The following is a 24,794-nucleotide window of genomic DNA, read 5'->3' on the forward strand; positions in this document are numbered from 1 at the left end:
GAACGGAACGATTCACGAGACACCTGCCGCCGCCGGGCCGAGCAACCGTTCGAGCTGGGCGGCCACCTCGGCGACGCGGGGCGGCTGGATCAGGGTGAGGTGATCGCCGGATACCTCGACCACCTCGAGACCGCCGGCGGCGCAGGCGTCCCAGCCGTTGGTCGGGTCCCGATGCAGGGTGCCGACCCGGTCGTGGGACAGGCGCAGCATCGCCGGTAGCGGTTCGGCGGCGCGCAGCAACGTGATCCGGCCCGGATAGGGCTGCGGGCGATAGTCGGTGAAGGCGCGCCAATTGTTCACGAACACGTCGAACAATCGCCGGACCAGCGCCCGGGAGCCGACGGCCGGCAGCACACCCGCCTCGACGGCGGCCGCGAGCATGAAATCGAATACCTCGTCGTCGTTTTCGAGTCCGGCGGGGATCTCGACGGCCGCATCGTCCCCGCCGCGTGCCGGTAACAGCAACTCCCAGAGGAAGAATTCCCGCAGCCGGCGTTGCGACACCGGCGCCGCGGGGCCACCGGGCCCGACGGTCATGGCGTCGATCAGCACCAGCGTGCCCACCTCCTCGCCGGCCTCGGTCAGCTGTCGCGCCATCTCGAAGGCCGTCATCCCGCCCAGCGACCAGCCGCCCAGGTGATAGGGCCCCTCCGGCTGGATCCGCCGGATCGCCGCGAGATGGTCGCGCGCGATCTCCCGCATCGAGGCGGATGCGGTACTGCCCGGTTGCAGGCCCGCGGACTGCAACCCGTACAACGGTCTGCCCGCGGGCAGCAGTTTGCCCAATTCGACGTAGCAGAGCACATTTCCGCCGATCGGCGGCGCCAGGAACAGTGGGGCGCCGTCGCCGTCGCGCAACCGGACCAGCGGATCGAACTCCGCGTCCGGCCGCTCGCGCAGCAGTGCGGCCAGCGCGGCCACCGTGGGACCGGTGGCCAGCGTGGAGACCGGTAGCGATATCCCGAAGCGCTGTTCGAGGGACACGATCAGCCGCACCGCGGTCAGCGAGGTGCCGCCGAGTGCGAAGAAGTCGTCGTGGACACCGATTCCGGGCAGTCCCAGCGTTTCGGCCATCAGTGCCGCCACCACCGATTCGACCGGGGTGCGCGGCGGCACCGCGTCGACCGCCGCCGGGGCCGGGAGCGCGGTGGCGGCCAGGACGGCGTCGGCGCGTTTCCCGCTGGGCGTCAACGGCATCGCGTCCAGCCAGACCAGCCGGCCGGGAATCATGTACTCGGGCAGCCATTCCCGCAGCGCGGCGAGGACGCCGGATTCGTCCACCCCGGCGCGGGAACCGACGAGGAAGGCCACCAGCCGGGTGTGCGCACTCGAATCGCCGTCGCCGTGGTGCGCGACGACGGCCACCTCGGTGACACCGGGCAGCGCCGCGGTGGCCCGTTGCAGGGCCAGTTCCACCTCCATCGGTTCCACCCGATGGCCGCGGATCTTGACCTGTCCGCCGCGGCGGCCGTCGCTCACCACCTCACCGCCGGGCAGCCGGCGGCCGATATCGCCGGTGCGGTAGAGCCGGGCGCCCGGCGCGCCGGGATGCGGCCCGAAGGCGGCCGCGGTGAGATCGGGCCGGCCGAGATAACCGTCGGCGAGGGCCGCGCCGCCGAGATGGATCTCGCCGGGCACCCCGTCGGGCACCGGCCGCAATCGCTCGTCCAGGATGAGGATCTCGGCGTTGCCGATCGGTTTGCCGATCGGTGGCAGCACCGGGAACCGCGCCGGATCGCCGATCATGGTGTGACCGGCGGCGACGTGGGTTTCGGTGGGGCCGTATTGGTTCTCCAGGATCACGCCGGTGCCGGCGGCGCACAGGGCGCGGATCTCGTCGGTGATCCGGAGCTGTTCGCCGGAGGAGATGATCACCCGTAGCGTCGCCGGTGCGGTACCCAGCCGGGTGGCGGCCTCGGCGAGTTGTTGCAGGGCCACATAGGGCAGGAAGATCCGCTCGGCGCCGGTGGCGCTCAGCAGACCGGCCAGGGCGGGCAGATCGCGGCGTTGCTCCTCGGTCAGCAGGATGAGCCGCCCGCCACCGCACACCGTCGAATAGATCTCCTGGAACGAGACATCGAACGACAGCGGCGCGAATTGCGTTGTCGCCGGGGCTCGTCCGGTCTCCGGTAGTCGGCCGGTGGGCGCCGACAGCTGCCAGCGGATCAGGTTCGCCAGCGCGCGGTGCGGCATGGCCACCCCCTTCGGGGCGCCGGTCGAGCCGGAGGTGAACAGGACGTACGCGGTCGAGGCCGGGTCGAGCGCGGGCAGCTCGGCCGAGGTGGCCGAGTCGAGCAGCGCGTCGAGGCTCAGGCGCGAATACTGCTGCGGCACCACCGTTTCGAATCCGGCACCGGTGATCACCGCGAACGGGCGGGCCTGGTCGAGCATGGCGCGCAGGCGCGGCTGCGGATAGCTCACGTCCAGCGGTACGCAGGCGGCGCCGGCCTTCGCGATGCCGAGTACGGCCGCCACCGATTCCGGGCCGCGGTCCGCCGCCAGCGCGATCCGGTCGCCGGGCCGGACCCCATGGGCCACCAGGGCCGCCGCGATCCGGCCGGACATGTCGGCCAGTGCCGCGTATGTGATGGTCCGGGTACCGAATTGGACGGCGACAGTGTCCGGTGCTGCGGCCGCGCAGGCGTCGAACAGATCGATCACAGTGCCGGATCCGGTGTCCGGCGCGGCCCTGCGCGGTACGGCGGGCGCGGGTGCGCCGAAATCGGCCGGGGCGGTGGGATCGTCGGCGAGCAGGTGCAGGATCGACAGGTAGGTGCTGCCGATCAGCATCAGCTGCTCGTGGGTGTAGTGCGCGGGATCGCCGTCGATGCGCAACGACAGATTGCCGTCGGACGGGCTGCGGACGGCGTTGACCAGCAACGCGAAGTTGGTGTCCTCGCGGACGTCGACGCCGAGCAGTTCCACGTCCAGGGCCCGCAGGGTCGCGCCGAAGGCGTGGAAGTGGATGTAGTTGAACGCCGTGTCCACCGTGAGGCCGAGCTCGCCCTGGATCTCGGTGAGCGGAAAACGCTTGTGCGGCGCGCTGTTCCGCTCCTGCGCGAACAGGGCGGCGAGGACCTCGTGGCGGCTGCCGTACCGCGCGAGATCCAGCCGGAACGGGGTGGTGTTGAGGAACAACCCGGCCGTGCGCTCGGCGTCGAGCAGATCCGGTCGGCCGTGCGTCACGACGCCCGTCGTGACGTCCGTGCGGCCGGACAACCGGCTCAGGGTGCAGAGGTGGGCGGTCAGCAGCACGGTCTTCAGGGGCAGGTGCGTGTCGGCGGCCAGCCGGTCCACCCGGTCCCGCAGGGTGGCGGGGATCGGAATCGACACGGACATCCGGGCATTCGCGGCGGGTCCGGCGGCGGGGTCGATCGGGACGTGCGGACGCATACCGGGGATACGGGTGGATTCGGCGCCGGCGAGCAGTTCGGTCCAGTACCGGCGGTCGGCCGGATCGGCGATCGAGTTCCGTTCGGCCCGGACGTATTCGGCGAACGACGGGAGATCCGGTTCGGCGCCGGATCCCCGGTCCGGGGAGCGATAGTCGGCCAGCAGTTCCGACAGCAGCGTGGACACACTCCAGCCGTCGAGGATCGCGTGGTGGAACGACAACACCAGGTCGATCCGGTCCGTATGCCGGAAGATCGCCACGTGGAACAGGCCCGGCCGGTCGAAATCGTAGGGCTCCCAGCGGCGTTGGGTGATGTGACCGGCCACGACGGTATCGGCCGCCGCCGGACCGGCCCCTTGCAGGTCGGTGATCGTCAGCGGTGGTTCCACCCGGCGGTGGACCAGCTGCAACGGCTCGGAGAAGGCGGCCGGTTCGAAGGAGGTGCGCAGCACCGGGTGCCGGTCGACGGCCCGCGCCAGCGCGGCCCGGAACGCCCGCTCGTCCCAGTCCATGCGCAGGGAGTACCGGAAAACGTCTTGGTAGAGCGGAGTTTCGGCACGTTCGCGGCTGTGGAACAGCATGCCCAGTTGCAGCCGGGTCAGCGGATAGGCGTCGGCGACATGGCCGAGCCGGGCCCGGTCGATCACCGCGACCAGTTCGAACGGCGCCACCGCCGTCGTCGCGGTGGCCGCGACGCGGACCCGGTCCGCCAGTTCGGCGATGGTGGGATATTCGGCGAGATCGCGTGCGGCGAAGGTCAATCCGCGCGCCTCGGCGCGGGCGCGGACCCGCAGCAACAGGATCGAGTCGCCGCCGAGGTCGTAGAAGTTGTCGGTCACCGAGATCGACTCGTGGCCGAACACCTCGCGCCAGACGTGCGCGAGTTGCTCCTCCACCCGGGTGCGCGGCCCGCTGTCCGCGGCGGCGGCGCCGTCGGGCCGGATCGCGGCGAGCGCGGCCCGGTCGGTCTTGCCGCTGGGGGTCAGGGGTATGGCGTCGATGCCGACGAACTCGGCGGGAATCATGAACTCCGGCAGCGTCGTCGCCAGCGCGGCCCGCAGCGTGGCGGGTTCGGGCAAAGTCTCGGACACGCAGTAGGCGGCGAGGTACGTGCCGCGGCCGGGGGTGTGCAGATCGATGACCGCGGCGGCGGTGATGCCGGGCAGGGCGGCCAGGGCGTTCTCCACCTCCCCCGGCTCGACCCGGTTGCCGCGGATCTTCACCTGACGGTCGATCCGGCCGAGGTACTCCAGGTCACCGTCCGCCAACCGGCGGACCAGATCGCCGGTGCGATACATGCGCTCGCCCGGGTGGAACGGATCGGCGACGAACTTCTGCGCGGTCGGTTCGGGCCGGTTCCGGTAGCCGCGAGCGACACCCGCGCCCGCGATACCCAATTCGCCGGGGACGCCGGTGGGCTGGGGCCGGTCGCCGGGTCCGAGGACGTACAGGCGGGTGTTGTCGATCGGCCGGCCCAGTGGCACCCGCGTCACCGGCAGCTCCGGGTCGGCGGGGCAGTCGTGGGCGGCGACGTCGACGGTGGCCTCGGTCGGGCCGTACAGATTGACCAGCCGCGGCGCGGCGGCGCCGAGCGGGGCGAAGGCCCGGTTCCAGCGCGAAACCTGATGCGGCAGCAGCGCTTCGCCGCTACAGAAGACGATCCGCAGACCGGCCGCCCGGGACACCAGGGCGGGCCGGGCTTCCAGCATGTCCAGGAACGGGGTCAGCATCGACGGTACGAAGTGCAGTACCGTGACGCCGAGATCGCCGACGGCGGCCAGGATGTCGCGGGGATCCTTCTCGCCGCCGGGCTTCAGCAGCGCCGCGCGGGCGCCGGCGAGCCCCCACCAGAACAGTTCCCACACCGACACGTCGAACGACGACGGTGTCTTCTGCAGGATCACGTCGCCGGGCCGCAGCGGGTACCGGCGCTGCATCCAGGTCAGCCGGTTGATCACCGAATGGTGTTCGATCTCGACACCTTTGGGCAGGCCGGTGGAACCCGACGTGTAGATCACATAGGCCGGTTCGGCGCCGCCGGGCATCGGCTCGGGGCGCGGCGCGTCCGGCGCCATGCGCACCGGCCAGCGGTCGGAGGTCAGCACGGTCACCCCGGCGCGCGCGACGATCGCCGCACCGGCGGCGTCGGTCAGCGCCACGGCCGCGGCGCTGTCGGTGAGCAGGAATTCGACCCGCTCGGCCGGATAGCCCGGGTCGACCGGGACATAGGCGGCGCCCGCGTGCAGGGCGGCGAGGATCGCGACCACCAGATCGACCCCGCGCTCGAGTACGACCGCGACGAGATCACCGGGCCCGATACCGTTCTCCCGCAACAGCACCGACAGCGCGACCGTCCGATCCGCGAGTTCGCGGTAGGTGAGCGCCGGTCCGGCGGCCGGGTACAGTGCCACGGCCTCCGGGCTGCGCTCGGCCTGTGCCAGGATCGCGCCGGCCACGTTCACGCGGTCGTCGTAGGGCCGATCGGTGGTCCGCTGCCGGTCGATCAGCAGGTCGTACTCGGCCGCGGGCATCATCGGCAGGGTGGCCGGATCGGCATCGAGCATCCCGATCCCGCTGTCCAGCAGCGTGATCAGCCCGTCGACCACGGATTCGATGGTGTAGTCGGCGTCGAAGACGTCCGCGGCGTAGTCCAGCCGGATCGGCAGCGGGCCCTCGTCGACCTCCATGATCGTCCAGGCCATCGTGTTCGGGCTGTAGGCGGGCCGGTCCGAGCCGCCGAACGTGGTCGACACCGACGACTGCCCCGGTTGCTGCACGCCCTCGACCCGGCCGCGCGCGGGTGGCAGCCGGACGTAGGAGACGGTGACGTCGAACAGCTGCTGCACCCGGTCGCCGGACCGGCGCAGCTCCGCCACCAGATCGCCGAGCGGGTAGCGCTGGTGCTGCTTCAATTGCCGCACATCGGTTTTCACCGCGTCCACCAGCGCCGCGACCGTCGGGTGGGCGGTGGTCCGGATCGGCAGGGGCAGGGTGTTGGCGAAGTTGCCGACGGTGACCTGTTCGACCGGATTGTTGCGGTTGCTGAACGGGACCCCGAGGATGATGTCCTCGGTGCGCAGCACCTGCGACAGGTAGCGGCCGAGCATCGCGCACAGGTACGGATACAGCGACAGGCCCGCCGCCCGGATGCGGTCGACCAGCTCCCGTTCGAGGGTGAACCCCCGGGTGACGATCGGTGCGAGTTCCTCGATGCCGTGCCGCCGATCGAACAGCACCGGGCCGACCCCGCGCAGCCGGGCCGCGAGGGCGTCGCGGTCGATACCGTACTGCGCGCTCGCCCGGTAATCGTGTTCGTAGCTCAGGCATTCGGCGAACGACGACCCCGGCAGTGCGGGTGCGGCGCCGGTGCTCGTGCTCACCGAATAGTCGGTCAGCAGCTCGGTGCGGAAGTTGCGCAGTCCGGTCGCGTCGACCGTCAGGTGGTGCGCGGTGGTGACCAGATGACACGAGGCATCTCCGGCCCGAATGATGGTGAAGCGGAACGGTTCCGGGCCGGTGATATCGATCGGTGAGCCGGTGAGCTCCCGAATGTACTGCTGCGCTGTCGCTTCCGGGTCCTCGGCGTCGGTGACGTCGAGCACCCGCACCGGCGGGATCCGGCCGGCCGGCAACTCCTGATAGGGCACACCGTCGGACACGCCGTAGCGCATCCGGAGGGCGTCGTTGCGTTCCAGCGTACGCTCCGCCGCCGCCACCATGGCCGGCACGTCGACGGGGACGGCCAAATGCCATACCGCACAACAGAGATAGCTGGGCAGATCCGGATGTTGTTCGGCGACCGCCCAGATGTCACGCTGGTAGGCGGTCAGTGGCAGACGTGTGGAAACAGACATGAGCAACCCCACTGTGAACCCTTGCGACCGACGGCCGAACGACGCCCGGGCTCGACCCGTTGGTCCGAACCCTTTGCGTCGCAATGAAACCCACGACCGAGCAAATGCTCGATCCCCACCGCACAGCCTAACCGAAGATCGGTGAGTGGTGTCAACGGGAATTTCCGGGGCTGGGAAGCGTACGGCCCGTGGGCTACGGTGGCGGCGCGGATCGCGAAAATCGGTCGGCGCCACAACCTTCGGCGGCGCTACAACCATCCCTCGGCGGTCGCGAGGAAGGTGTCGAGGCTGTCGTTGTGGACGACATGTCCGGTGCCCGGCGCCACCCGGACCTCGTAACCGTCGGCGCGCAGGTGCTCGGCCAGCGCGGGGTGGATCATCGGCTGCTCGTCGGCCGCCACCACCAGGGACGGCACCGGCGGCGGGACGGGCCGGTGGCCGGGGAAATCCGCCGCGGTGACCAGGGATTCCGGATCCCAGCGCGCCAGGGCGGCATATTTCTCGCGCACCGCCTCCGGCTGCCACCGGAAGTGGAAGGCGGCGAGTTCCTCGACGGTCCAGCCCTGCTGGGCGCGCAGGAACTCACCCACCTCCGCACCAGGCGGCACGCCCCAGGGCGGATCGACATAGACCGCGCGGGCGGGGCGGATCCGTTCCACCCCGGCCGCGAGTACCAGGCCGCCGAGGGAATGGCCCACCGCCAGTTCGGGTTGCGCCGGAATCGCCGCCACCAGCGCATCACCCATACTCCGCAGGGTGTAATCCCCACGGGGACTGCGGCCGTGGCCCGGCAGGTCCGGGGCGAGAACCCGGTAACCACGTCGTGCGAGTACCGGGCCGAGCGCCCACCACGATCCGCTGTCGGTGGTCATGCCGTGGACCAGGACGGCGGTCCGGTCCCCCGCGCCCCACTCGCGAATGTGCAAACCCATTGCCGCTCCCCGCGACTCGCGCTCAGCCCGCACCGTAGACCACGAGCCAGATGGCGCGGCCGAGGGATTCGGCGAGCACCTGGTCATCGACCAGCGATTGACCGGAGCACGCCACCGAGATGGTCCGCTCCACCATGGAGGTCAGCACGATCGCCGTGCCGGTGACGTCGAAGCGGCCGTCGATATTGCCCGAACGTTGTTCGGCCGCAAGGCGTTCGCAGACCACCGTGCGGAACCGCCGGACCCGCTCGTGCCAGTACCGGCCGACGTCGCGGTCGTAGGCGGAGACCTCCGTCAGCGCGTTGAGCAGGGCGCTGTGCCGGCGGAAGCCACCGATCATCTGGGTCATCGCGACGACCACGGTGTACCGGGCCTCCGCGTGATCGGCGCGCCACCAGTTCTCGGCGGCGGCGAACAGATCGGCGGTGGCGAGATCCGCCATCCGGATCAGCAGCTGACTCTTGTCCGGAAAGTAGCGATAGAAGGTCGAGCGCGCCATGTGCGAGGCGGTCGCGATGCGCTGGACGGCCAGTTCGGTGTACGGGGTGCCGTCGGCCATCAACTCCTCGAGCGCGCGCAGCACCCGGGCCTCGAACTCGCTGCGGCGGTCGTCGTCCGGCTGCGGTCGGCGCTCCTTCGCGACGCGCGTCAGCGACGCCATGCGGTGCTTCCCGGCGCGGTCATGGCTCCATTCTGCCCGCACCGCGCGGGATGCGTCGATTTCCGCCGATCGCGCCCGGACCGGGGTGAATCGGCCGTAACATAGTCGGACATAGTGTCCGAGACATAGTGACCGGGACTCTCGTGGGATCCGGATCCGAGATGGTGGGATCGATGCCCGAACACACCGATGTGATCGTGGTCGGCGCGCGCTGCGCCGGTTGTGCGACGGCGATCGAACTCGCCGGCGCCGGCCGCCGGGTGGTGGTGCTCGACGCGGCCGCCTTTCCGTCCGACACCCTGTCCACGCATCTGCTCTGGCCCGCCGGGGTCGTCGAGTTGCGCCGGCTCGGCGCGCTCGACCGGGTACTGGACGCCGGTGCGCCCCGGCTGACCGAGGCGCTGGCCGCCGGGGAAGGATTCGAGATCCGTGCCCGGTTCCCCGCCGTGACCGGCATCGACTACGCCCAGTGCGTGCGCCGCCCGGCACTGGACGCCGCGCTGGTCGCGACCGCGCGCGCGGCGGGGGCCGAGGTGCGTGAACGATGCCGGGTACACGAGTTGATCCGGGTGGACGGCCGGATCGCCGGCGTGCGGTATCGCGATCGCGCTCGGGGCGAGCGAGAACTGCGCGCCCCTTTGGTGATCGGCGCCGACGGCCGCAGCAGTACGGTGGCGCGGCTCGTCGCCGCGCTCGAGCCGTACCGCAGCGAGCCCAGCGGCCGCGACTGCTATTTCGCGTATTGGACGGACCCGCACGAGGATCGGCGGCAGATCGCCGCGCAGTGGCGCGAGGGCCCGCTGCTGGGAACCGCGTTCCCCTGCGACGACGGCCTGATGCTGTGCCTGGTGCAGCCGCCCGCCGGATACGCCGGGACCGGACCGGGCGCCGCCGAGGCGGCCTACCGCACCGCCGTCGCGGGAATACCCGCGCTGCGCAACCGATTACAGGGCTGCGAGCGAGTGGGCCGGGTGCGCTCGGCTACCGGCCTGACCTCCTGGTTCCGGCGGTCCGGCGGGCCCGGCTGGGCATTGCCCGGCGACTCCGGTCATTTCAAGGATCCGGTCACCGCCCAGGGCATCCGTGACGCGCTGCGCTACGGGCGGCTGCTCGGCGCGGCGGTGGCTCCTGTACTCGGCGAGCCGGCCGCCCTGGACCGGGCGGTACGCGACTGGGCCTGGCGCCGGGAACGGGAATGCGCCGCGATGTACCGCTGGACCAACCGGCTCGCGCGCGGAGAAGCCATGGGGCCGTTGGAGATCGAGCTCTACCGTGCGGCCGCCGCGGATCCGCGGCTGGCCGCCGCCACCCTCGAGGTGATGTCGCGCACCCGGGCGCCGTCGCGGATCCTCGACCCGGCCCGGCTGGTCGCCATGACCGCGCGGGCCTACCGGAACTCCCGCGGTCGCCGCGGCGATCTGATGTCCCAGGTCGCGGACGAGGTGCGCGGGATCGCCGAGGGCTGGCTGCAGCGCCCGGCACATCTCATCACGGCGCACATGTCGCCGAATCGGTAACGCCCTCAGGGAGATCCGCATGTATGAACACACTCGGGCCGCGGACCCGGCAGGTATCCGGCGTCGCACGGTGCTGCGTGGCGCCGCGCTGGCCGGCGTCTCGATCGCGGCCGCCGCGGCGACGACCGGCCCCGCCGCCGCCACCCCGCGGCGGCGCTCGCCGGCGCCGGCCGGCCGCGACGTCGCCGTCTTCGGCGGGGGGATGTCCGGCCTGTCCGCCGCGCACGAACTGATCGAGCGCGGTTACGCGGTCACGGTTTACGAGCCGGCCCACCTCGGCGGTAAGGCGCGCAGTATGGGCGTGCCGGGGACCGGACAGGGCGGGCGGCTGGATCTGCCCGGCGAGCACGGTTTCCGGTTCTTCCCCGGCTGCTATCAGCACGTGCCGGACACCATGAGCCGGATCCCGTTCCGGGGCAATCCGAACGGTGTCCGCGACAACCTGATCCGGGTGGAGTCGGCGGTCGTCGGATTCCGCGACCAGCCGCCGATCTTCGCCCCGGTCGGTCTGCGCGGAATCACCCGGCTCACACCGGAACTGGTGCAGTCCTCGATCGTGTCGGCGCTGTCGTTCATCCCCGGGCTGCCGCCGGCCGAACTGGCCTTCTTCGGACGGCAGATGGCGTTGTGGTTCACCTGTTCCACCGAGCGGCGCTACGGGCAACTGGAATACATCTCGTGGTGGGACATGCTGCGAGCGGACGGCAAATCGCAGGTCTACCAGGAATATCTGGTGTCCGCGCTGACCCGGATCACGGTGGCCGCCAAACCGCATCTGAGTTCGGCCCGCACCATCGGCACCATCGGCGAGGCGCTCGTCCTCGCGAGCACCGGCCTGTATCCGCAGTACCAGGGTGGTGCGGACCGGATCCTCGACGGTCCCACCAACGAGGTGTGGATCGATCCCTGGGTCGACCACCTCCGCTCGCGCGGCGTGCGGTTCGAGATGGGCACGCGCGCAACGGGTCTGAACCTCGACGGCGGCCGGATCGGCGACGTGACGGTGCGCGACGGCGGCGGTGTGGCGAGCCGGGTGACCGCCGACTGGTACGTCTGCGCCATGCCGGTGGACCGCGTCGTGGACCTGCTCGACGACGATATCGTCGCGGCCGATCCGCGGCTGGCGGGTATGCGTGAACTGGTGACCGACTGGATGGTGGGCATCCAGTTCTACCTGAACCGGCCCACCGGATTACCGGAGGGGCATATCGCCGCCCTCGGCACCCCGTGGGCACTCACCGCCCTGCGGCAGGCGCCCATGTGGCCGGTCGACTTCCCCGCCCGCTACGGCGACGGCACGGTGATCGAATGCCTGAGTGTCGATGTGTCGGACTGGGATTCACCCGGCATCCGACTCGGCAAACCCGCCAAGCAGTGCACCGCCGAGGAGGTCGCGCAGGAGACGTGGGCACAGTTGCAGGCCTGGCTGAACACCACCACCGACTGGCTGCGCGACGAGGATCTCGCCTCCTGGCATCTGGATCCGGGTGTGCGCTGGTCCGGCGGATCCACCTACAACGACACCCCGCTGCTGGTCAACACCGTCGGCTCGTACGACCACCGCCCCGACGCACACTGCGCGATCCCCAATCTGTTCTTCGGCGGCGACCACGTCCGCACCTCCATCGATCTGGCAACCATGGAGGGCGCCAACGAATCCGGCCGCGCCGCCGCCAACGCGGTGATGGACGCCGCGCACGATCCCGGCCCGCGCGCGACGATCTTTCCCCTGGTCGAACCCGCCGAATTCACCGCCCTGCGGCAACTCGACGCCGACCGCTACCGCTCCGGCCTACCCCACCTACTGGATATGTGACGCCGCCGACGGGAAGAACCACCGGGCTCGTGTCGCTCAGTGCGTCGTCAGCTGGACGAACACACCGGACGCGAGCCCGCCCGCCGGGACCCGCCACGGCGCGCACACCTGACCGGGTGTCGAACCCGTTGTCGCGGTGAGGATTCGGTGGACGACAAGCTGTCCGGCGCCGAGTCCGAGCACGGTGTCGCGATCGGTGTCGGTGACCGAATCGGCCCGCGGATCGGCCGGATATTCGGCGGGCGACACCGTCACCGACGGATCGGCGGTGTCGCTGGTGTTCTGATCCTGCGCGACGGTGGCGCCGGTGGCCAGCCGGACGGTCTCGGTGACGAAGACGGGATCGCGGGTGGCGTCGTAGAACCACCGGGTGCCCAGAACTCCGTGCTCGGAGGTGCCGATCAGCGCGTCGTCGGCGCCGGGCAGTGGTTCGGCGCGATAGGTCATGGGCACCAGGTAGGCGATCGGGTCCGCGGCCGCGGTGTCGGTGACGACCATGAATTCGATCCCGACCGCACCGGCCGGATCGTCGATACGGAATCCGCCCGCCTTGGTCAGCGAGGGTTGCGGGCCGCCCGCGTACCAGGAGCGAGTGGGCAGCCATCGGGTCAGCAGGTCGAGTTTCGAGGGCTCGAGGGTGGTGCGGTGCACGGTCGCCATGAGGCCATCGTCGCAGAGCGGGGTGCGCGGCATCGAGGGCGTCCGGGGTCGCGGTCAGGTCCCGCGGGTCGGCCAGCGCACTACGCCGCCGGGGCAGAGGCGTTGTGCCGTTGCGGCGCAATGAATCTCGACCGGGGCCGCGGTGCCGGGATCGGAGCGGACCTCCACTCGGGTGGTGTCGATCCGAATGGTCAGCCGGTGGCCGCGGTAGACGATCCGGAAGGTGAGGCCGCCCAGCTGCGGCGGCCATCGCGGGTCGAGGAACAGGCGATCGTCGCGGATCTCCAGGCCCGAGAAACAGCGCTGGACCACATCGATACTGCCGGCCATCGCGCCGAGATGGATGCCTTCCTCGGTCGTGCCGCCCTGGATATCGGCGATATCGGCGTCCAGGACCTGGAGGAAGAATTCCATCGCGCGGCAGCGGTCGGTGCGGGCCAGTACCCAGGCGTGCACCACGGCGCTGAGGGTGGAACCGTGTGAGGTGCGGGCCAGGTAATAGTCGATGGTGCGCGGAATCATCTCCCCCGGCAGGTCGTAGCCGAGGCGTTGCAGGATCTCCCGGACCTCGGCGGCCGACATCACATAGAACAGCATGAGGACGTCGGCCTGTTTACCGGCGCGGTAGCGGTTGATGTCGTCGCCCTCGGATTCCAGGATGCGGTCCAGCCGCTGGATATCCGGGTAGGTGCGGCGGTATCGGTCCCAATCCAGTTCGGCCAGTTGCTCATAACCCGCGAACTGGCTGATCACGCCGTCGTGGAACGGAATCGCCAGGCGGCGGCCGACCGCGTCCCAAAGTTCCGGCTCGTCCGGCTCGACCCCGAGCGATTCGAACAGGTGGGCCCGATCGCGGGGCGCCAGCAGCGCCAGCGCCGATTGTGCGTGGCAGATCGTCCGGACGGCCATGATGTTGGTGTAGGCGTTGTCGTTCACCCCGGCCCGCGGTGCCGCGGGATAGCCGGAGTGGAATTCGTCCGGGCCGATCACCCCGTTCAGGTGCCAGCGATCGGTCGCCGGATCGTATTCCGCGGCGCTGGCCCAGAATCGGGCGATGTCCACCAGTAATTCGGCGCCGTATTCGGTGAGGAATTCGATATCGCCGGTCACCTGGTAGTACTGCCAGACGTTGTAGGCGATCGCGCCACCGATGTGATGCGCGCGGTGACTGGGATCGGGATACCACCGGCCCGACAGCGGATTCAGGTGCAGCGACTGGCTCTCCTCGCGCCCGTCGCTGCCCGACTGCCACGGGAACTGCGCGCCCCGGCGGCCCGCGCTCGCGGCCGCGCGGCGGGCCTCGGGCAGCCGGCGATGCCGGTAACGCAGCAGCGCCCTGGTCGAGGCCGGGAAGCGGGGGTTGAGGATCGGGAAGACGAACAACTCGTCCCAGAAGACATGACCGCGGTACGCCTCGCCGTGCAGTCCGCGAGCAGGTACCCCGACGTCCAGGTCGGCGGTGTGCGGGGACAGGGTCTGGATCACGTGCAGCAGATGCAGGCGCAGCACCCGCAACGCGTGCTCACCATTGTCGAGTTCCAGACACAGGCGGTCCCACAGGTGCGACCAGGCGACGGTGTGGGCCGCGAGCAGCTCCTCGAATCCGGCCGCCCCGGACAACCGGCGGGCCGCATCCTCGCCGGGTGCGGAGACGGCATGGTCGCGGCCCGTCGCGACGGCGGCCACCTTCTCGAGGGTGATCGAATCCCCCTGCGCGACATCGAGAGCGAAGAGATGTCCGGCGCTGCCGCCGCCGTTGGTGAATTCACCGGCGGCAGTGGATGTTCCGTTGCCGAGGCGAACGGCGTGCCGGGTGGCGACCGCGATCGGGATCCGGGAACCGTTGGTGCGCACCGTCATCAGGACCGAATCGGCCGACAGTTCCCGCGCCGAGATCTGTTCCAGATGACGATCCGACAGATCGCGATACCGCGCCACCAGCGTATTGCGGACGTCACCGTCGATCGTGGTGCGGATCTCCAGCCGACCGGCCCAATTCTCCGCGGTGAGAAGGGTTTCCAGCGCGCACAGATGCGGTGAGTGCATCGCGGCGAAGCGCCGCTGACGCACCGCGGTGATGCGCCCGGCGGCGTCGCGGACCCGGAACCGGCGGATCAGCAGCGCCCGGCGCAGATCGAATTGCTGCCGATACGAGAGGATCTCGGCCGCGTCGAGATCGAACCAGGCGCCACCGTCGATCCGGAAGGTGACCGGCAACCAGTTGGGCAGATTGACCAGGCTCTCGTTCTCGACGGTGTGCCCGTCGATCTCGTCGGTGCGCCGGTTGTAGATCCCCGCGACATACATGCCGGGGTAATGATGCTCGCCCGCAACGGATTCCGGTGCCGCACCGCGCACCGCGAGATATCCGTTGCCGACCGTGCACAGCGCCTCGCGCAATCGCTCGGCGGCCGGGTCGTACCCGTCGTAGTCGAGGACCCACGAGGGTGCCTCCTCGGCTGGCCGCCGGTGGCCGGGCACGCCACAGGCGAACCGATCCTCGCCACGCACCTCGACCTCCGCCAGATCGCCCACCACGACATCGGCCCCCGCATCCCGCAGCCGCCGCGCATGCGCGCCGCGATCGACGCCGATCACCAGGCCGAAGTCACCGGCCCGCCCGGCCCGCACCCCCGCCTCCGAATCCTCCACCACCACTGTGCGTTCCGGCGCGGCGCCGAGCCGATGCGCCGCCGCCAGCAGCATCGCCGGATCGGGTTTCCCCGGCAGCGCCGACTCCGCGGCGACCACACCGTCGACCCGGACCGGGAACAGCTCCGCGACCCCCGCGGCCCGCAGCACCGCCGCGCAATTGCGGCTGGCCGAGAACACCGCGGTACCGGCCCCGGCCGCTTGCAACCGCCGCACGACCGCCACCGTCGACTCGAACACCGGCACGCCCGCGCGAGCCACCCGGCCCAGGAACAGTTCGTTCTTGCGATCACCCAGCGCACGCACCGCGGCGTCGTCCCCGGCGAGCGCGATCCGGCGGGCCGCGAGAAAATCGCGGATCGCCGCGAGGCGAGGTTTCCCGTCGATCCACCGCAGATAGTCGGCGGGGGTGAACGGCCGGGTGTCCTCGCCGGGCAGCGGGTCGTGGCAGGCGAAGAACTCGGCGAACAGTTCGGTCCACGCGGCGGCATGGATGGCCGCGCTGTCGGTGACCACGCCGTCCATGTCGAAGATCACCGCATCGTATCGCCGCGCATCGATCGTCGCCGGTGCCATGTCCCGGTCCATTGTTCCACCGGACCCGGGCGCGAGCCGTCGCGAGATCACGATCGGGCGACGCCCGTCCGGAACTTCGCCAGGTCCGGACCGGGATACGGCGGGCGGCGGCGAAAGGATTCCGGCGAGCGGTCGCCGAGCCTTCTACCGTGGAGAACATGAACCCCGTCCCTTCCGGAGAGATCATCGAGAGGGCGGTCCTGCTCGCCGGTCGGGCCCCCTCGCTGCACAACAGTCAGCCGTGGCTGTGGGTCTTCGACGGTGTGACGCTGCAACTGTTCGCGGTCCGCGAGCGGTCGCTGCCCAATACCGACAGCAGCGGGCGGCAGTTGGTCCTCGGATGCGGTATCGCCCTCGGGCATCTGCGGGCCGCGCTGGCGGCGGCCGGGTGGCGGACCGAGGCCGACCGGCTCCCGGATCCGAATCGCCACGATCATCTGGCGACGGTCCGATTCGCCGAGGCGATGATCGTCACCGAAGCCGACCGCGACCGGGCCGACGCGATCCTGCGCCGCCGCACCGACCGGTTGCCGTTCGCCGCGCCGGAGAACTGGGATCGCTTCGAGGCCGTGCTGCGGTCGATCATCGATCCCTCGTTCGCGGTGATCGATGTGCTGTCCGAGGACAGCCGCCCCGAACTCGCGCGGGCCTCCCGGCTCACCGCCGACCTGCGTCGCTACGACGCCGGATATCAGGCCGAATTGCAGTGGTGGACAGGGCATGTCATCGGTTCCACCGGTATCCCGGCCGCCGCGCTGACCGCGGCCGCGGAACAGGAGAAGGTTCCGGTGGGCCGCCGGATGCCGGCCCCGGCCGCGGCCGCGCCGCACACCGAGGAGGTCGCCGACCGTTCGGTGGTGATCGCGCTGTCCACCGATACCGACGCCGCCGGGGATGTGCTGCGCTGCGGGGAGGCGCTGTCGACGGTCCTGCTGGAGAGCACCGTCGCCGGATACGCGACCTGTCCGCTGACCCATCTCACCGAATACGACCGCAGCCGCGCGATCATCCGTGATCTGGTCGGCGGCCCGGCGCTGCCGCAGGTACTGGCCCGTATCGGCACCGCGCCCGCGGATCGGCCGGCCCCGGAACCCACGCCGCGGCTGCCCCTGTCGGAGATCCTGCGGATCGTGCCCGGATGAGCGGCACCGCCGCCGCTCAGGGGGTCTACACCTCCCGGAGCGGACCCGACGGCGAGCCCTACGCCGTGCTGCACGAAACCCACACCGGGCTGGTCGTGTTGTGCGGTGACCGCGCCTACAAGGTCAAGAAGCCGATCGTGACCGACTTCCTCGACTTCGGCACCCGTGCGCTGCGGGCCGAGGCCCTCGAGCGGGAACTGCGGCTCAACCGGCGGCTGGCCCCGGACGTGTATCTGGGAATCGGATGTTTCCATCCGCCCGGTGGGGAACCGGACGAACCGGCCCTGGTGATGCGCCGACTCCCGCAACGCGCCCGGCTCAGCACCGTGATCGAGGATCCGGTCCGCGCGGCGGAACTGCTTCCGGCCCTGGTCGAGACGCTCATCGGCTTCCACGACACCGCCCGCCGCGACGCGGACGTGGCCGCGGCCGGGACCGCGGACGCCCTGCGCACCCGGTGGAAATCGTTGCTGGACGGGCTGATCGAGCCTCCGGTACCGGCCGGGACCACCGCGCGGCTCACGCGACTGATGGAAAGCTATGTGGCCGGGCGTGTTCCGCTGTTCGAGGCCCGCATCGCCGACGGCCGCGTGGTCGACGGCCACGGCGATCTGCACGCCGGGGACATCTACCTACTGCCCGACGGTTTCCGGATCATCGACTGCCTCGACTTCGACGATCGGCTGCGCTGCGTCGACCGCCTCGACGATATCGCTTTTCTCGCAATGGATCTCGAATTCCTGGGACATCCGGAACTCGCCGCCGAACTCGGCGATCGCTACCGGGCCCACACCGCCGACCCGGCGCCGCCGTCGCTGTGGCACCACTACCTCGCCTATCGCGCGACCGTGCGCGCCAAGGTCGACGGCATGCGGCACGAACAGGGCGATCCGCGGGCCGCCGATCGCGCGGCGCGGCACACCGAGATCGCGCTGCGGCACCTGGCGGCCGGGACGGTCCGGCTCGCGCTGGTCGGCGGGCTGCCGGGGACCGGCAAGTCCACGGTCGCGCGCGCCCTCGCCGAGGCCACCGGCGCGGTCGTGATCGCCAGTGATCGGGTGCGCGCCCGGATGCGCGAGACCGGCGCCGTCACCGGCGCGGCCGGTAGTTACGGCCGCGGCGCCTACACCCGGGACGCGCGCGACCGCGTGTACGGCGAACTGCTGGCACAGGCCCGCGACCACCTCGGCCACGGCCGCAGCGTCGTGCTGGATGCCGGTTGGCAGGCGGCCGCGCATCGCCGCGCCGCGACCGCCCTCGCCGCCGAGACCTCGGCGGAGATGGTCGAATTACTCTGCCGTGCACCGCAATCCACAGCCGCGGCCCGGATCGAGGCGCGCCGGCACAGCGAATCCGACGCCACCGCGGCCATTGCCGCGGCGATGGCCGCCGAGGCGGAACCGTGGCCGGAGGCACTTCCCCTCGACACCACCGCCGCACTGCCGGACACCACCGCCGCCGCGCTGCGCGCGTGGTACGCGCCGGACCGCTGACCGGCAGAAGAGGACTTTCGGCCGTATCGGCGGCGGATCACGGCCCCTACGGTGATGATCGACCCTCCCGAGGATTGGATCCGTCATGATCAAGGTTTTCCTGGTGGACGACCACGAGATCGTCCGCCGCGGCCTCGTTGATCTGCTGGCCGGCGACCCGGAACTGACCGTCGCCGGCGAGGCCGGTGACGTGGCCGGTGCGCTGGCGCGAATTCCGGTGCTGCGCCCGGATGTCGCGGTACTGGATGTGCGCCTGCCCGACGGCAACGGCATCGAATTGTGCCGGGATCTACTGTCGAGACTCGACGATCTGCGGTGCCTGATCCTGACCTCGTTCACCGACGAGCAGGCGATGATGGATGCCATTCTGGCCGGCGCCAGCGGTTATGTGGTGAAGGACATCAAGGGGATGGAACTCGCCTCGGCGATCAAGGCGGTCGGCAGCGGCCGCTCACTGCTCGACAATCGCGCCGCCGCCGCGTTGATGGACCGGTTGCGGCGCAGCACCCGGCCGAACGGCCCGCTGGCCGGGCTCACCGAGCAGGAACGCAAACTGCTGGACCTGCTCGGCGACGGATTGACCAATCGGCAGATCGCCGAGCGCATGTTCCTCGCGGAGAAGACGGTCAAGAATTACGTCTCCCGATTGCTGGCGAAACTCGGCATGGAACGCCGCACCCAGGCCGCCGTCTACGCCTCGCAATTGCGCAGCGCCAAGGACAGTGTGCACTGACCCGTCGGGGGCGAATTCCATTACCGTGGCAGATATGGCCGATACCGAACTCGTCGGTGTACAGCAGACCGCCGCGCCGGTGCTGCGGGCGAAGGCGCTCGACAATCTCCTACCCGATCCGATCCTGGGCGACGAATACGCCGAGCGGACGATGCGCCGCCTCGACCCCGACTACGACAAGGGCCGATTCGGCACCGTCCAGCTGGGCCTCGCCGCCGTGGTCCGGGCGCGGGTGCACGACGACTGGGCCCGCGACTACCTCGCCGAACATCCCGATGCGGTGGTCCTGCATCTGGGCTGCGGCCTCGACGCCCGGGTGTACCGGCTCGACCCGCCCCCGACCGTCGACTGGTACGACCTCGACTACCCGGCCCTCGTCGACCTGCGGCAGCAACTGCTCCCGCCGCGCGAGCACTACACGCTGATCGGCGCCGCCGTCACCGATCCGGCCTGGCTGCAACGGATTCCGCGCGACCGGCCGGTGCTGATGATCGCCGAGGGCCTGGTGCCCTATCTCACCGAGACCGAGCTGCGGCAGTTGCTGATCGGCGTCGTCGACGCCTTCCCCACCGGGCAGATCCAGTTCGACACGGTGGCGGTGTGGGCCTGGCGCAGTTCGAATTGGCTTCCCACACTGCGCAAGTACGACACCCGCTTCCACAGCGGCTTCGACGATCCGGCGATCCCGGCCACCTGGGATCCGCGGCTGGAATACGTCGGCGAGGCGCCGATGAACGACTCCCCGCTCCTGATGGCCAAGGCGCCCGGCAACATTCGCTGGATGTTCCGCCTGCTGAATCTGCTACCCGGCATGCGACGGTCCACCCGCATCGTGCAATTCCGCTTCTGACCCCGCCGTATTCGCGGGTCCGTACGAGGCCGGGTCAGCCGGCTCGCTGCGACTGCTCCGGCGACGGGCGGGACGCGCTGCGCGGGTTCGCGTGCCGGCGACTTCGGGCACACCTCCGGCCGTACCCGGCGCGGCGGTGTTCATCGGTGTGAGACACGTCATCGCGCGTGCGCGTGATGTGCCCGCACACACGGGTATTCATCCTGCCGCGCCGGTCAGTCCGGCGGGTCCTCGGCGGGAAGCGTGTGGTCGCTGTCGAGGCCCTCGCGGGCCACGGCGTGGCGTAGTTCGTCGTCCCAGCGGGGGAAGACGTCGGTGTGGATACCGAACTGGTCCAGGGCGCGGCCGACGGAGTGGTCGACGATGTCCTCGATGGTGGTGGGCCGGAAGTAGAAGGCGGGCACCGGCGGGAAGATGGTGCCACCGGCCTCCACGATGGTCGCCATGTTGCGCAGATGGATCAGGTTCAGCGGCGCCTCCCGGACCATCAGCACCAGGCGGCGGCGTTCCTTGAGCACGACATCCGCAGCGCGCGACAGCAGCGAGGACGAGACGCCGGTGGCGATCTCACCCACGGTGCGCATCGAGGCCGGTGCGATCAGCATGCCCCGGGTGAGGAACGAACCGGAGGCCATCGGCGCACCGACATCGCTGATGTTCCAGACCTGGTCCGCGCGGGCGTTCAGATCCTGCCGGGTCAGATCGGTCTCGTAGGCGCGGGTGATGCCGGCGGCCCGGGTCACGATCAGATGCGTCTCTATGCCGAGGCTGCGCAGTACGTCCAGGGCACGCGCGCCGTAGACGATGCCCGTGGCGCCGGTGATGCCCACGATCAGCCGGTCGGGAACGTTCGTCGTTGTGGTCACGGCTACTCCTGATCGAGGTCGGGGGCGTCGGTGCGGTGCACCACCTGCCGGCACGGCGTCTGGGCGGTCTCGATCAGTTGCCCGGGATGAGCGCGGAGCCGTTCCAGTGTGGACCGCGGATCGGTGATCGGGGTGGGGTCGGCCGTGTTCATATCGCACCCGATCCGGACGGTAGCGGCACGGCCGGTATTTCGACCGCCGCCGGGGCACGAAACCGAGAGCGCACCGCGAACCGCAATTTCCGCTGGACGAACATCGCGCTCCTCCCGACGATTCGCTGGGCGCGGACCGCGCGTCGACTACCCGGTACGCGACGGTCGAATCAGCGACCCGCCGAACACTTTCGTAGCACGGGGTACCGAGCTCGGCCGGACGGCGAATTGTGACCCACGCGCGACGGACCGTTCGCCAGCAGGTGATGGCCTCGCACCGGGTCCTACCTGGGGTGGGACCGAGTGTCGCTCGAGCGAAATATCGGCACTCACCTTTTCTCGGTGTCAGGTAGGAATTCGGGCCTCGGATTATTTCCGCACAGCGATCACCGCTCCGGGAGCCAATTCTGCCGAGTCGTACTCGAAGGAGGCATTCGCCCGATTTTTCGGAATGTCCAGTACGGTTTATACCCCGTCGTGGAAAGGATTCAGCAAATTGTCAGTAAATATCGAGAAGTTCATAACCTCCAGGCTTCGAAAGGTGTTTTATGTATCTGTGGGACACATTCACAATCGGTGCCCCGACCGAAGATAGAACTATGGGGAGAGGGGGTGAAGACGATGATCATCACATTCGTCGGCGCATTGCTGGCAGCGCTGCTCGGCCTGATCGGGCTGTGAGCGCTGGGCGCCGGGGACTGTGAGCCCGGTCGGTGGCTGGTCAGCAGGCCACCGACCGGATAGGACCCTCATGAGCCATCCCGAGAGTCGTTGCTCATCATAGACCCGGCCGACCGCCCGCCGCGCAGGATCCGCGGCGGGCGGTCCCGTGCCCGAGGCCCGCGGCGGTACGGGCCGCGAACCGATCAGGAATCGAGAAGCGCCGGTCGTGCCGCCGGAATTAGCGTCGTAGCCATGAACAACATCACCGCTGCAGCCACCATCGACTCCGTCGTCCTGGAAGTTTCCGACCCCACCGCCGCCACCGCCTTCTACGAGGCCGCCTTCGGGCTCGGCGACCGGCTCCGCGTCCGGGCCTCCGACGCCCCCACCACCGGATTCCGCGGCTTCGTGCTCTCCCTGGTCGTCGCGCAGCCGAGTACCGTCGACAGCCTCGTCGGCACCGCCGTCGCCGGCGGCGCGACCGTGATCAAACCCGCCAAGAAGAGTTTCTGGGGTTACGGCGCGGTTCTGCAGGCGCCCGACGGGACGCTGTGGAAAATCGCCACCTCGGCGAAGAGGGACACCGCGCCGGCCAACCGGGAGATCGACAGTTTCGTCGTCCTGCTCGGCGTCGAGAACGTGAAGAACACCAAGCAGTTCTATGTCGACCACGGTCTGGCCGCGGGCAAGAGCTTCGGCAGTAAATACGTCGAATTCGACACCCCGTCGTCCACGATCAAACTCGCGTTGTACGGCCGGCGCGCGGCGGCCAAGGACGCCGGCGTTCCGGCGGAGGGCTCCGGATCGCATCGGGTCGTCCTGACCGGCGGCGTCGGCGCCTTCGCCGACCCGGACGGCTTCGAATGGGAGATCACCCCCGCCTGACCCGGCCCCGGAATCCGCGTCCGTGCGCACGGGGCGTCACGGCGGTTGATCCGATCCGGCGACCGGCGTTTACTGGAGGGACAGCAAGATCGTCGGGCTTTCACCGGAGGGATCAACAGATTCGAGGATAAAGTCATGAGTGTCATCATCGGACTCATCATCCTGATCATCGCCGCAGTGGCCGGCGTCGCGGGAGTTCTGACCAATCTCGGCGACTCCCATGCATTACAGGGTGATTTCAGTATCTTCGGTTATCACGTCACCGGATCGACCGGACTTCTGTTTCTCTACGGCATCGTCGTCGGAGCCGTCGCACTCGCCGGTCTGAGCCTGCTCCTCGCCGGCGCCCGGGGCGCCGCCCGCCGCGAGCGCATGGCCCGGCTCGAACTCGGGCAGGCCCGCAGCGGAGTTCCCTACGGCGCGACCGGCGGCTATCCCATGGCCCGGGCGGATCAGCCGGTCGCCACCTCCCGCGCCGACCTCGCGAACCCACCCACCCGCCACGAGCGGCGGCACTGGTGGGGACGAGGCGGGACGGGACATCCGGCCTGAGCCACCGCCCGGACGCGTTCGCAACGGCCGAATCGGCCGGCACAGAGAATGGCGCTTCTCGACATGTCCGATGCAGCGCTTCGCAGGATACTGATCACCGGCGCGGGCAGCGGTTTCGGCGGCTCAACGTCAATCCCTTCACCGGTCTCTGTTCGGCATCCAAACACGCGATCGAGGCCATCGCCGAGACCATGGCCGACGAATTGCAGGAGTTCGGGGTTCGAGGTCGCCACGGTCAATCCGGGCCCGTTCCTGACCGGTTTCAACGACCGCATGTTCCAGACCTGGGAGAGAGGAGACCGAGCAACTCCAGCGGGCGCCGTGGGAACGCAAGGTCACCGACGGCCTCGGGACCCGCCACGAGACCGTGCAACGGTCCTACGAGATGCGGCCGGAGACCCCGGTCGGACGCTGATCGTTCACCCCAGTGCCCGGCGCAGGGCGGCATCGGCGTCGGCGGCCATCCGGCGGGTGACCGCGGCGTCGCGGGCCAGCGCGCAGCCGTGGAAGGTCCCGGGATACAGGTGTAATTCGACGGTCACACCGTCGGCCAGCAGGCGCTGCGCATATCGCAGTCCCTCGTCGCGCAGCGGATCGAATTCACAGACCGCGACGAAGGCCGGCGGCAGTCCGGTCAGGTCCCCGGCCCGCGCGGGGGCCGCGGGGACCCCGTCCAGCTCGGTGACATCGCCGAGGTAGTAGGTCCAGCTCAGTTCCGCCAGCGGCCGATTCCACAGCGGGGTGTCGTGGAAGGCCAGCATGGACGGGGTGTCGAGGCGGTCGTCGAGTTCGGGGATGCCGAGATACTGGAAGCGGATCGCCGGTCCGCGCCGGGCACGGACCAGCTGGGTGAGCGACGCGGCGAGCCCGCCGCCCGCGCTGTCGCCGCCGACCGCGATCCGGCCGGGATCGATCCCCAGTTCACCGGCGTGATCGGCGGTCCATTCCAGTGCCGCGTAACTGTCCTCGAGCCCTGCCGGGAAGGGGTGTTCGGGGGCCAGGCGATAGTCCACCGATACGGTGACGATGCCGAGGTCCGCGGCCCGGTGCAATGCCTCCTCGTGCCCGGATTCCACACTGCCGGTGACGAATCCGCCGCCGTGCAGGTACAGCAACGCCGGATGCGGCACCGGCCGGTCGGCGGGTGTGTAGATCCGCACGGGCACTCCCGCCGCGTCGGCGTCGGCGACTGTGACGTTGCCGGGCACCGGTACCGGCGGCCGTTGCGCCGCCAACTGCCGGGCCAGCTCCCGCGCTCGCCCGACATCGCTGAGGTCGGGCCGCGGGATCAGCTCGACCCACGGGGCGAGCTCGGGATCGAAGGCATAGCTCATGACATCTCCGCTTCCGGTGGCCGGCCCGGAGCTCGGACCGACCGCCAATGAATAGTAAGCAT

Annotated in this window: 16 protein-coding genes; 8 read left to right on the top strand and 8 right to left on the bottom strand. The window is 70.1% G+C overall.

Going from position 1 to position 24,794, the window contains the following annotated elements:
* Positions 1 to 12 precede the first annotated feature (12 nt).
* The 3 genes from G361_RS0105745 to G361_RS0105755 all read right to left on the bottom strand — a co-directional run bounded on the left by G361_RS0105745 (position 13) and on the right by G361_RS0105755 (position 8,841).
* Positions 13 to 7,248, bottom strand: coding sequence for a non-ribosomal peptide synthetase (locus G361_RS0105745; RefSeq protein WP_019926107.1), 7,236 nt, complete (start codon positions 7,246 to 7,248; stop codon positions 13 to 15).
* A gap of 248 nt (positions 7,249 to 7,496) precedes the next feature.
* Complete coding sequence (locus tag G361_RS0105750) at positions 7,497 to 8,180, bottom strand: alpha/beta fold hydrolase (protein WP_019926108.1); 684 nt, start codon at positions 8,178 to 8,180, stop codon at positions 7,497 to 7,499.
* 22 nt (positions 8,181 to 8,202) lie between these two features.
* Positions 8,203 to 8,841, bottom strand: coding sequence for a TetR/AcrR family transcriptional regulator (locus G361_RS0105755; RefSeq protein ID WP_026342739.1), 639 nt, complete (start codon positions 8,839 to 8,841; stop codon positions 8,203 to 8,205).
* Between the two features lie 173 nt (positions 8,842 to 9,014).
* Here G361_RS0105755 and G361_RS42440 point away from each other — a divergent pair, with 173 nt between their 5' ends.
* Together G361_RS42440 and G361_RS0105765 are read left to right on the top strand one after the other, a co-directional pair.
* A complete protein-coding gene (locus G361_RS42440) occupies positions 9,015 to 10,358 on the top strand; it encodes an NAD(P)/FAD-dependent oxidoreductase (RefSeq protein WP_052172740.1) in 1,344 nt (447 codons plus the stop codon).
* Positions 10,359 to 10,377: 19 nt separating this feature from the next.
* Positions 10,378 to 12,174, top strand: a complete 1,797-nt coding sequence (locus tag G361_RS0105765; protein ID WP_019926111.1) for an FAD-dependent oxidoreductase — start codon at positions 10,378 to 10,380, stop codon at positions 12,172 to 12,174.
* A 36-nt stretch (positions 12,175 to 12,210) separates the two neighbouring features.
* Here G361_RS0105765 and G361_RS0105770 read toward each other — a convergent pair whose 3' ends face one another.
* Both G361_RS0105770 and G361_RS0105775 read right to left on the bottom strand, forming a co-directional pair.
* Entirely contained in the window at positions 12,211 to 12,834 is a 624-nt protein-coding gene (locus tag G361_RS0105770; protein ID WP_026342740.1) for a maltokinase N-terminal cap-like domain-containing protein, read from the bottom strand.
* A 54-nt stretch (positions 12,835 to 12,888) separates the two neighbouring features.
* The gene (locus G361_RS0105775; RefSeq protein ID WP_036494589.1) at positions 12,889 to 16,062 is read right to left on the bottom strand and encodes an HAD-IA family hydrolase; all 3,174 of its coding nucleotides are present in this window, start codon (positions 16,060 to 16,062) and stop codon (positions 12,889 to 12,891) included.
* 149 nt (positions 16,063 to 16,211) lie between these two features.
* Here G361_RS0105775 and G361_RS0105780 point away from each other — a divergent pair, with 149 nt between their 5' ends.
* The 4 genes from G361_RS0105780 (at position 16,212) to G361_RS0105795 (ending at position 20,280) form a co-directional block, all read left to right on the top strand.
* A complete protein-coding gene (locus G361_RS0105780) occupies positions 16,212 to 17,204 on the top strand; it encodes an Acg family FMN-binding oxidoreductase (protein ID WP_019926114.1) in 993 nt (330 codons plus the stop codon).
* A complete protein-coding gene (locus G361_RS0105785; protein WP_019926115.1) occupies positions 17,201 to 18,697 on the top strand; it encodes an AAA family ATPase in 1,497 nt (498 codons plus the stop codon). The genes G361_RS0105780 and G361_RS0105785 overlap by 4 nt, the downstream gene beginning before the upstream one ends.
* An 85-nt stretch (positions 18,698 to 18,782) precedes the next feature.
* Positions 18,783 to 19,430 carry a response regulator transcription factor gene (locus G361_RS0105790; protein ID WP_019926116.1) on the top strand — a complete coding sequence of 216 codons (648 nt, stop codon included), beginning with the start codon at positions 18,783 to 18,785 and terminating at the stop codon, positions 19,428 to 19,430.
* Positions 19,431 to 19,464: 34 nt separating this feature from the next.
* A complete protein-coding gene (locus G361_RS0105795) occupies positions 19,465 to 20,280 on the top strand; it encodes a class I SAM-dependent methyltransferase (RefSeq protein ID WP_019926117.1) in 816 nt (271 codons plus the stop codon).
* Positions 20,281 to 20,495: 215 nt separating this feature from the next.
* On the opposite strand, the gene G361_RS0105800 is transcribed toward G361_RS0105795, so the two are convergent.
* Entirely contained in the window at positions 20,496 to 21,146 is a 651-nt protein-coding gene (locus G361_RS0105800) for a UbiX family flavin prenyltransferase (RefSeq protein WP_019926118.1), read from the bottom strand.
* Between the two features lie 2 nt (positions 21,147 to 21,148).
* On the bottom strand, positions 21,149 to 21,298 hold the full coding sequence (locus tag G361_RS49145; RefSeq protein ID WP_019926119.1) for a hypothetical protein: 150 nt from the start codon (positions 21,296 to 21,298) through the stop codon (positions 21,149 to 21,151).
* Between the two features lie 915 nt (positions 21,299 to 22,213).
* Between G361_RS49145 and G361_RS0105810 the strand changes: the two genes are divergently transcribed.
* Together G361_RS0105810 and G361_RS46675 are read left to right on the top strand one after the other, a co-directional pair.
* Complete coding sequence (locus tag G361_RS0105810) at positions 22,214 to 22,846, top strand: glyoxalase (RefSeq protein ID WP_019926120.1); 633 nt, start codon at positions 22,214 to 22,216, stop codon at positions 22,844 to 22,846.
* A 135-nt stretch (positions 22,847 to 22,981) separates the two neighbouring features.
* Positions 22,982 to 23,398, top strand: coding sequence for a hypothetical protein (locus G361_RS46675; protein WP_019926121.1), 417 nt, complete (start codon positions 22,982 to 22,984; stop codon positions 23,396 to 23,398).
* 419 nt (positions 23,399 to 23,817) lie between these two features.
* On the opposite strand, the gene G361_RS0105820 is transcribed toward G361_RS46675, so the two are convergent.
* Positions 23,818 to 24,732 (bottom strand): alpha/beta hydrolase, encoded by a 915-nt coding sequence (locus tag G361_RS0105820; protein ID WP_019926122.1) that lies wholly within the window; start codon positions 24,730 to 24,732, stop codon positions 23,818 to 23,820.
* Between the last annotated feature and the right edge of the window lie 62 nt (positions 24,733 to 24,794).

This window comes from Nocardia sp. BMG111209 (assembly GCF_000381925.1).
Classification (GTDB): domain Bacteria; phylum Actinomycetota; class Actinomycetes; order Mycobacteriales; family Mycobacteriaceae; genus Nocardia.

Excerpts from the sequence above, each read along its gene's own strand:
- G361_RS46675 (WP_019926121.1), top strand. The coding sequence starts at position 22,982 with ATGAGTGTCATCATCGGACTCATCATCCTGATCATCGCCGCAGTGGCC.
- G361_RS0105795 (WP_019926117.1), top strand. The coding sequence starts at position 19,465 with ATGGCCGATACCGAACTCGTCGGTGTACAGCAGACCGCCGCGCCGGTG.
- G361_RS0105750 (WP_019926108.1), bottom strand. The coding sequence starts at position 8,180 with ATGGGTTTGCACATTCGCGAGTGGGGCGCGGGGGACCGGACCGCCGTC.
- G361_RS0105785 (WP_019926115.1), top strand. The coding sequence starts at position 17,201 with ATGAGCGGCACCGCCGCCGCTCAGGGGGTCTACACCTCCCGGAGCGGA.
- G361_RS0105810 (WP_019926120.1), top strand. The coding sequence starts at position 22,214 with ATGAACAACATCACCGCTGCAGCCACCATCGACTCCGTCGTCCTGGAA.
- G361_RS0105770 (WP_026342740.1), bottom strand. The coding sequence starts at position 12,834 with ATGGCGACCGTGCACCGCACCACCCTCGAGCCCTCGAAACTCGACCTG.
- G361_RS0105765 (WP_019926111.1), top strand. The coding sequence starts at position 10,378 with ATGTATGAACACACTCGGGCCGCGGACCCGGCAGGTATCCGGCGTCGC.
- G361_RS42440 (WP_052172740.1), top strand. The coding sequence starts at position 9,015 with ATGCCCGAACACACCGATGTGATCGTGGTCGGCGCGCGCTGCGCCGGT.
- G361_RS0105820 (WP_019926122.1), bottom strand. The coding sequence starts at position 24,732 with ATGAGCTATGCCTTCGATCCCGAGCTCGCCCCGTGGGTCGAGCTGATC.
- G361_RS0105755 (WP_026342739.1), bottom strand. The coding sequence starts at position 8,841 with ATGGCGTCGCTGACGCGCGTCGCGAAGGAGCGCCGACCGCAGCCGGAC.
- G361_RS49145 (WP_019926119.1), bottom strand. The coding sequence starts at position 21,298 with ATGAACACGGCCGACCCCACCCCGATCACCGATCCGCGGTCCACACTG.
- G361_RS0105745 (WP_019926107.1), bottom strand. The coding sequence starts at position 7,248 with ATGTCTGTTTCCACACGTCTGCCACTGACCGCCTACCAGCGTGACATC.
- G361_RS0105790 (WP_019926116.1), top strand. The coding sequence starts at position 18,783 with ATGATCAAGGTTTTCCTGGTGGACGACCACGAGATCGTCCGCCGCGGC.
- G361_RS0105775 (WP_036494589.1), bottom strand. The coding sequence starts at position 16,062 with ATGGCACCGGCGACGATCGATGCGCGGCGATACGATGCGGTGATCTTC.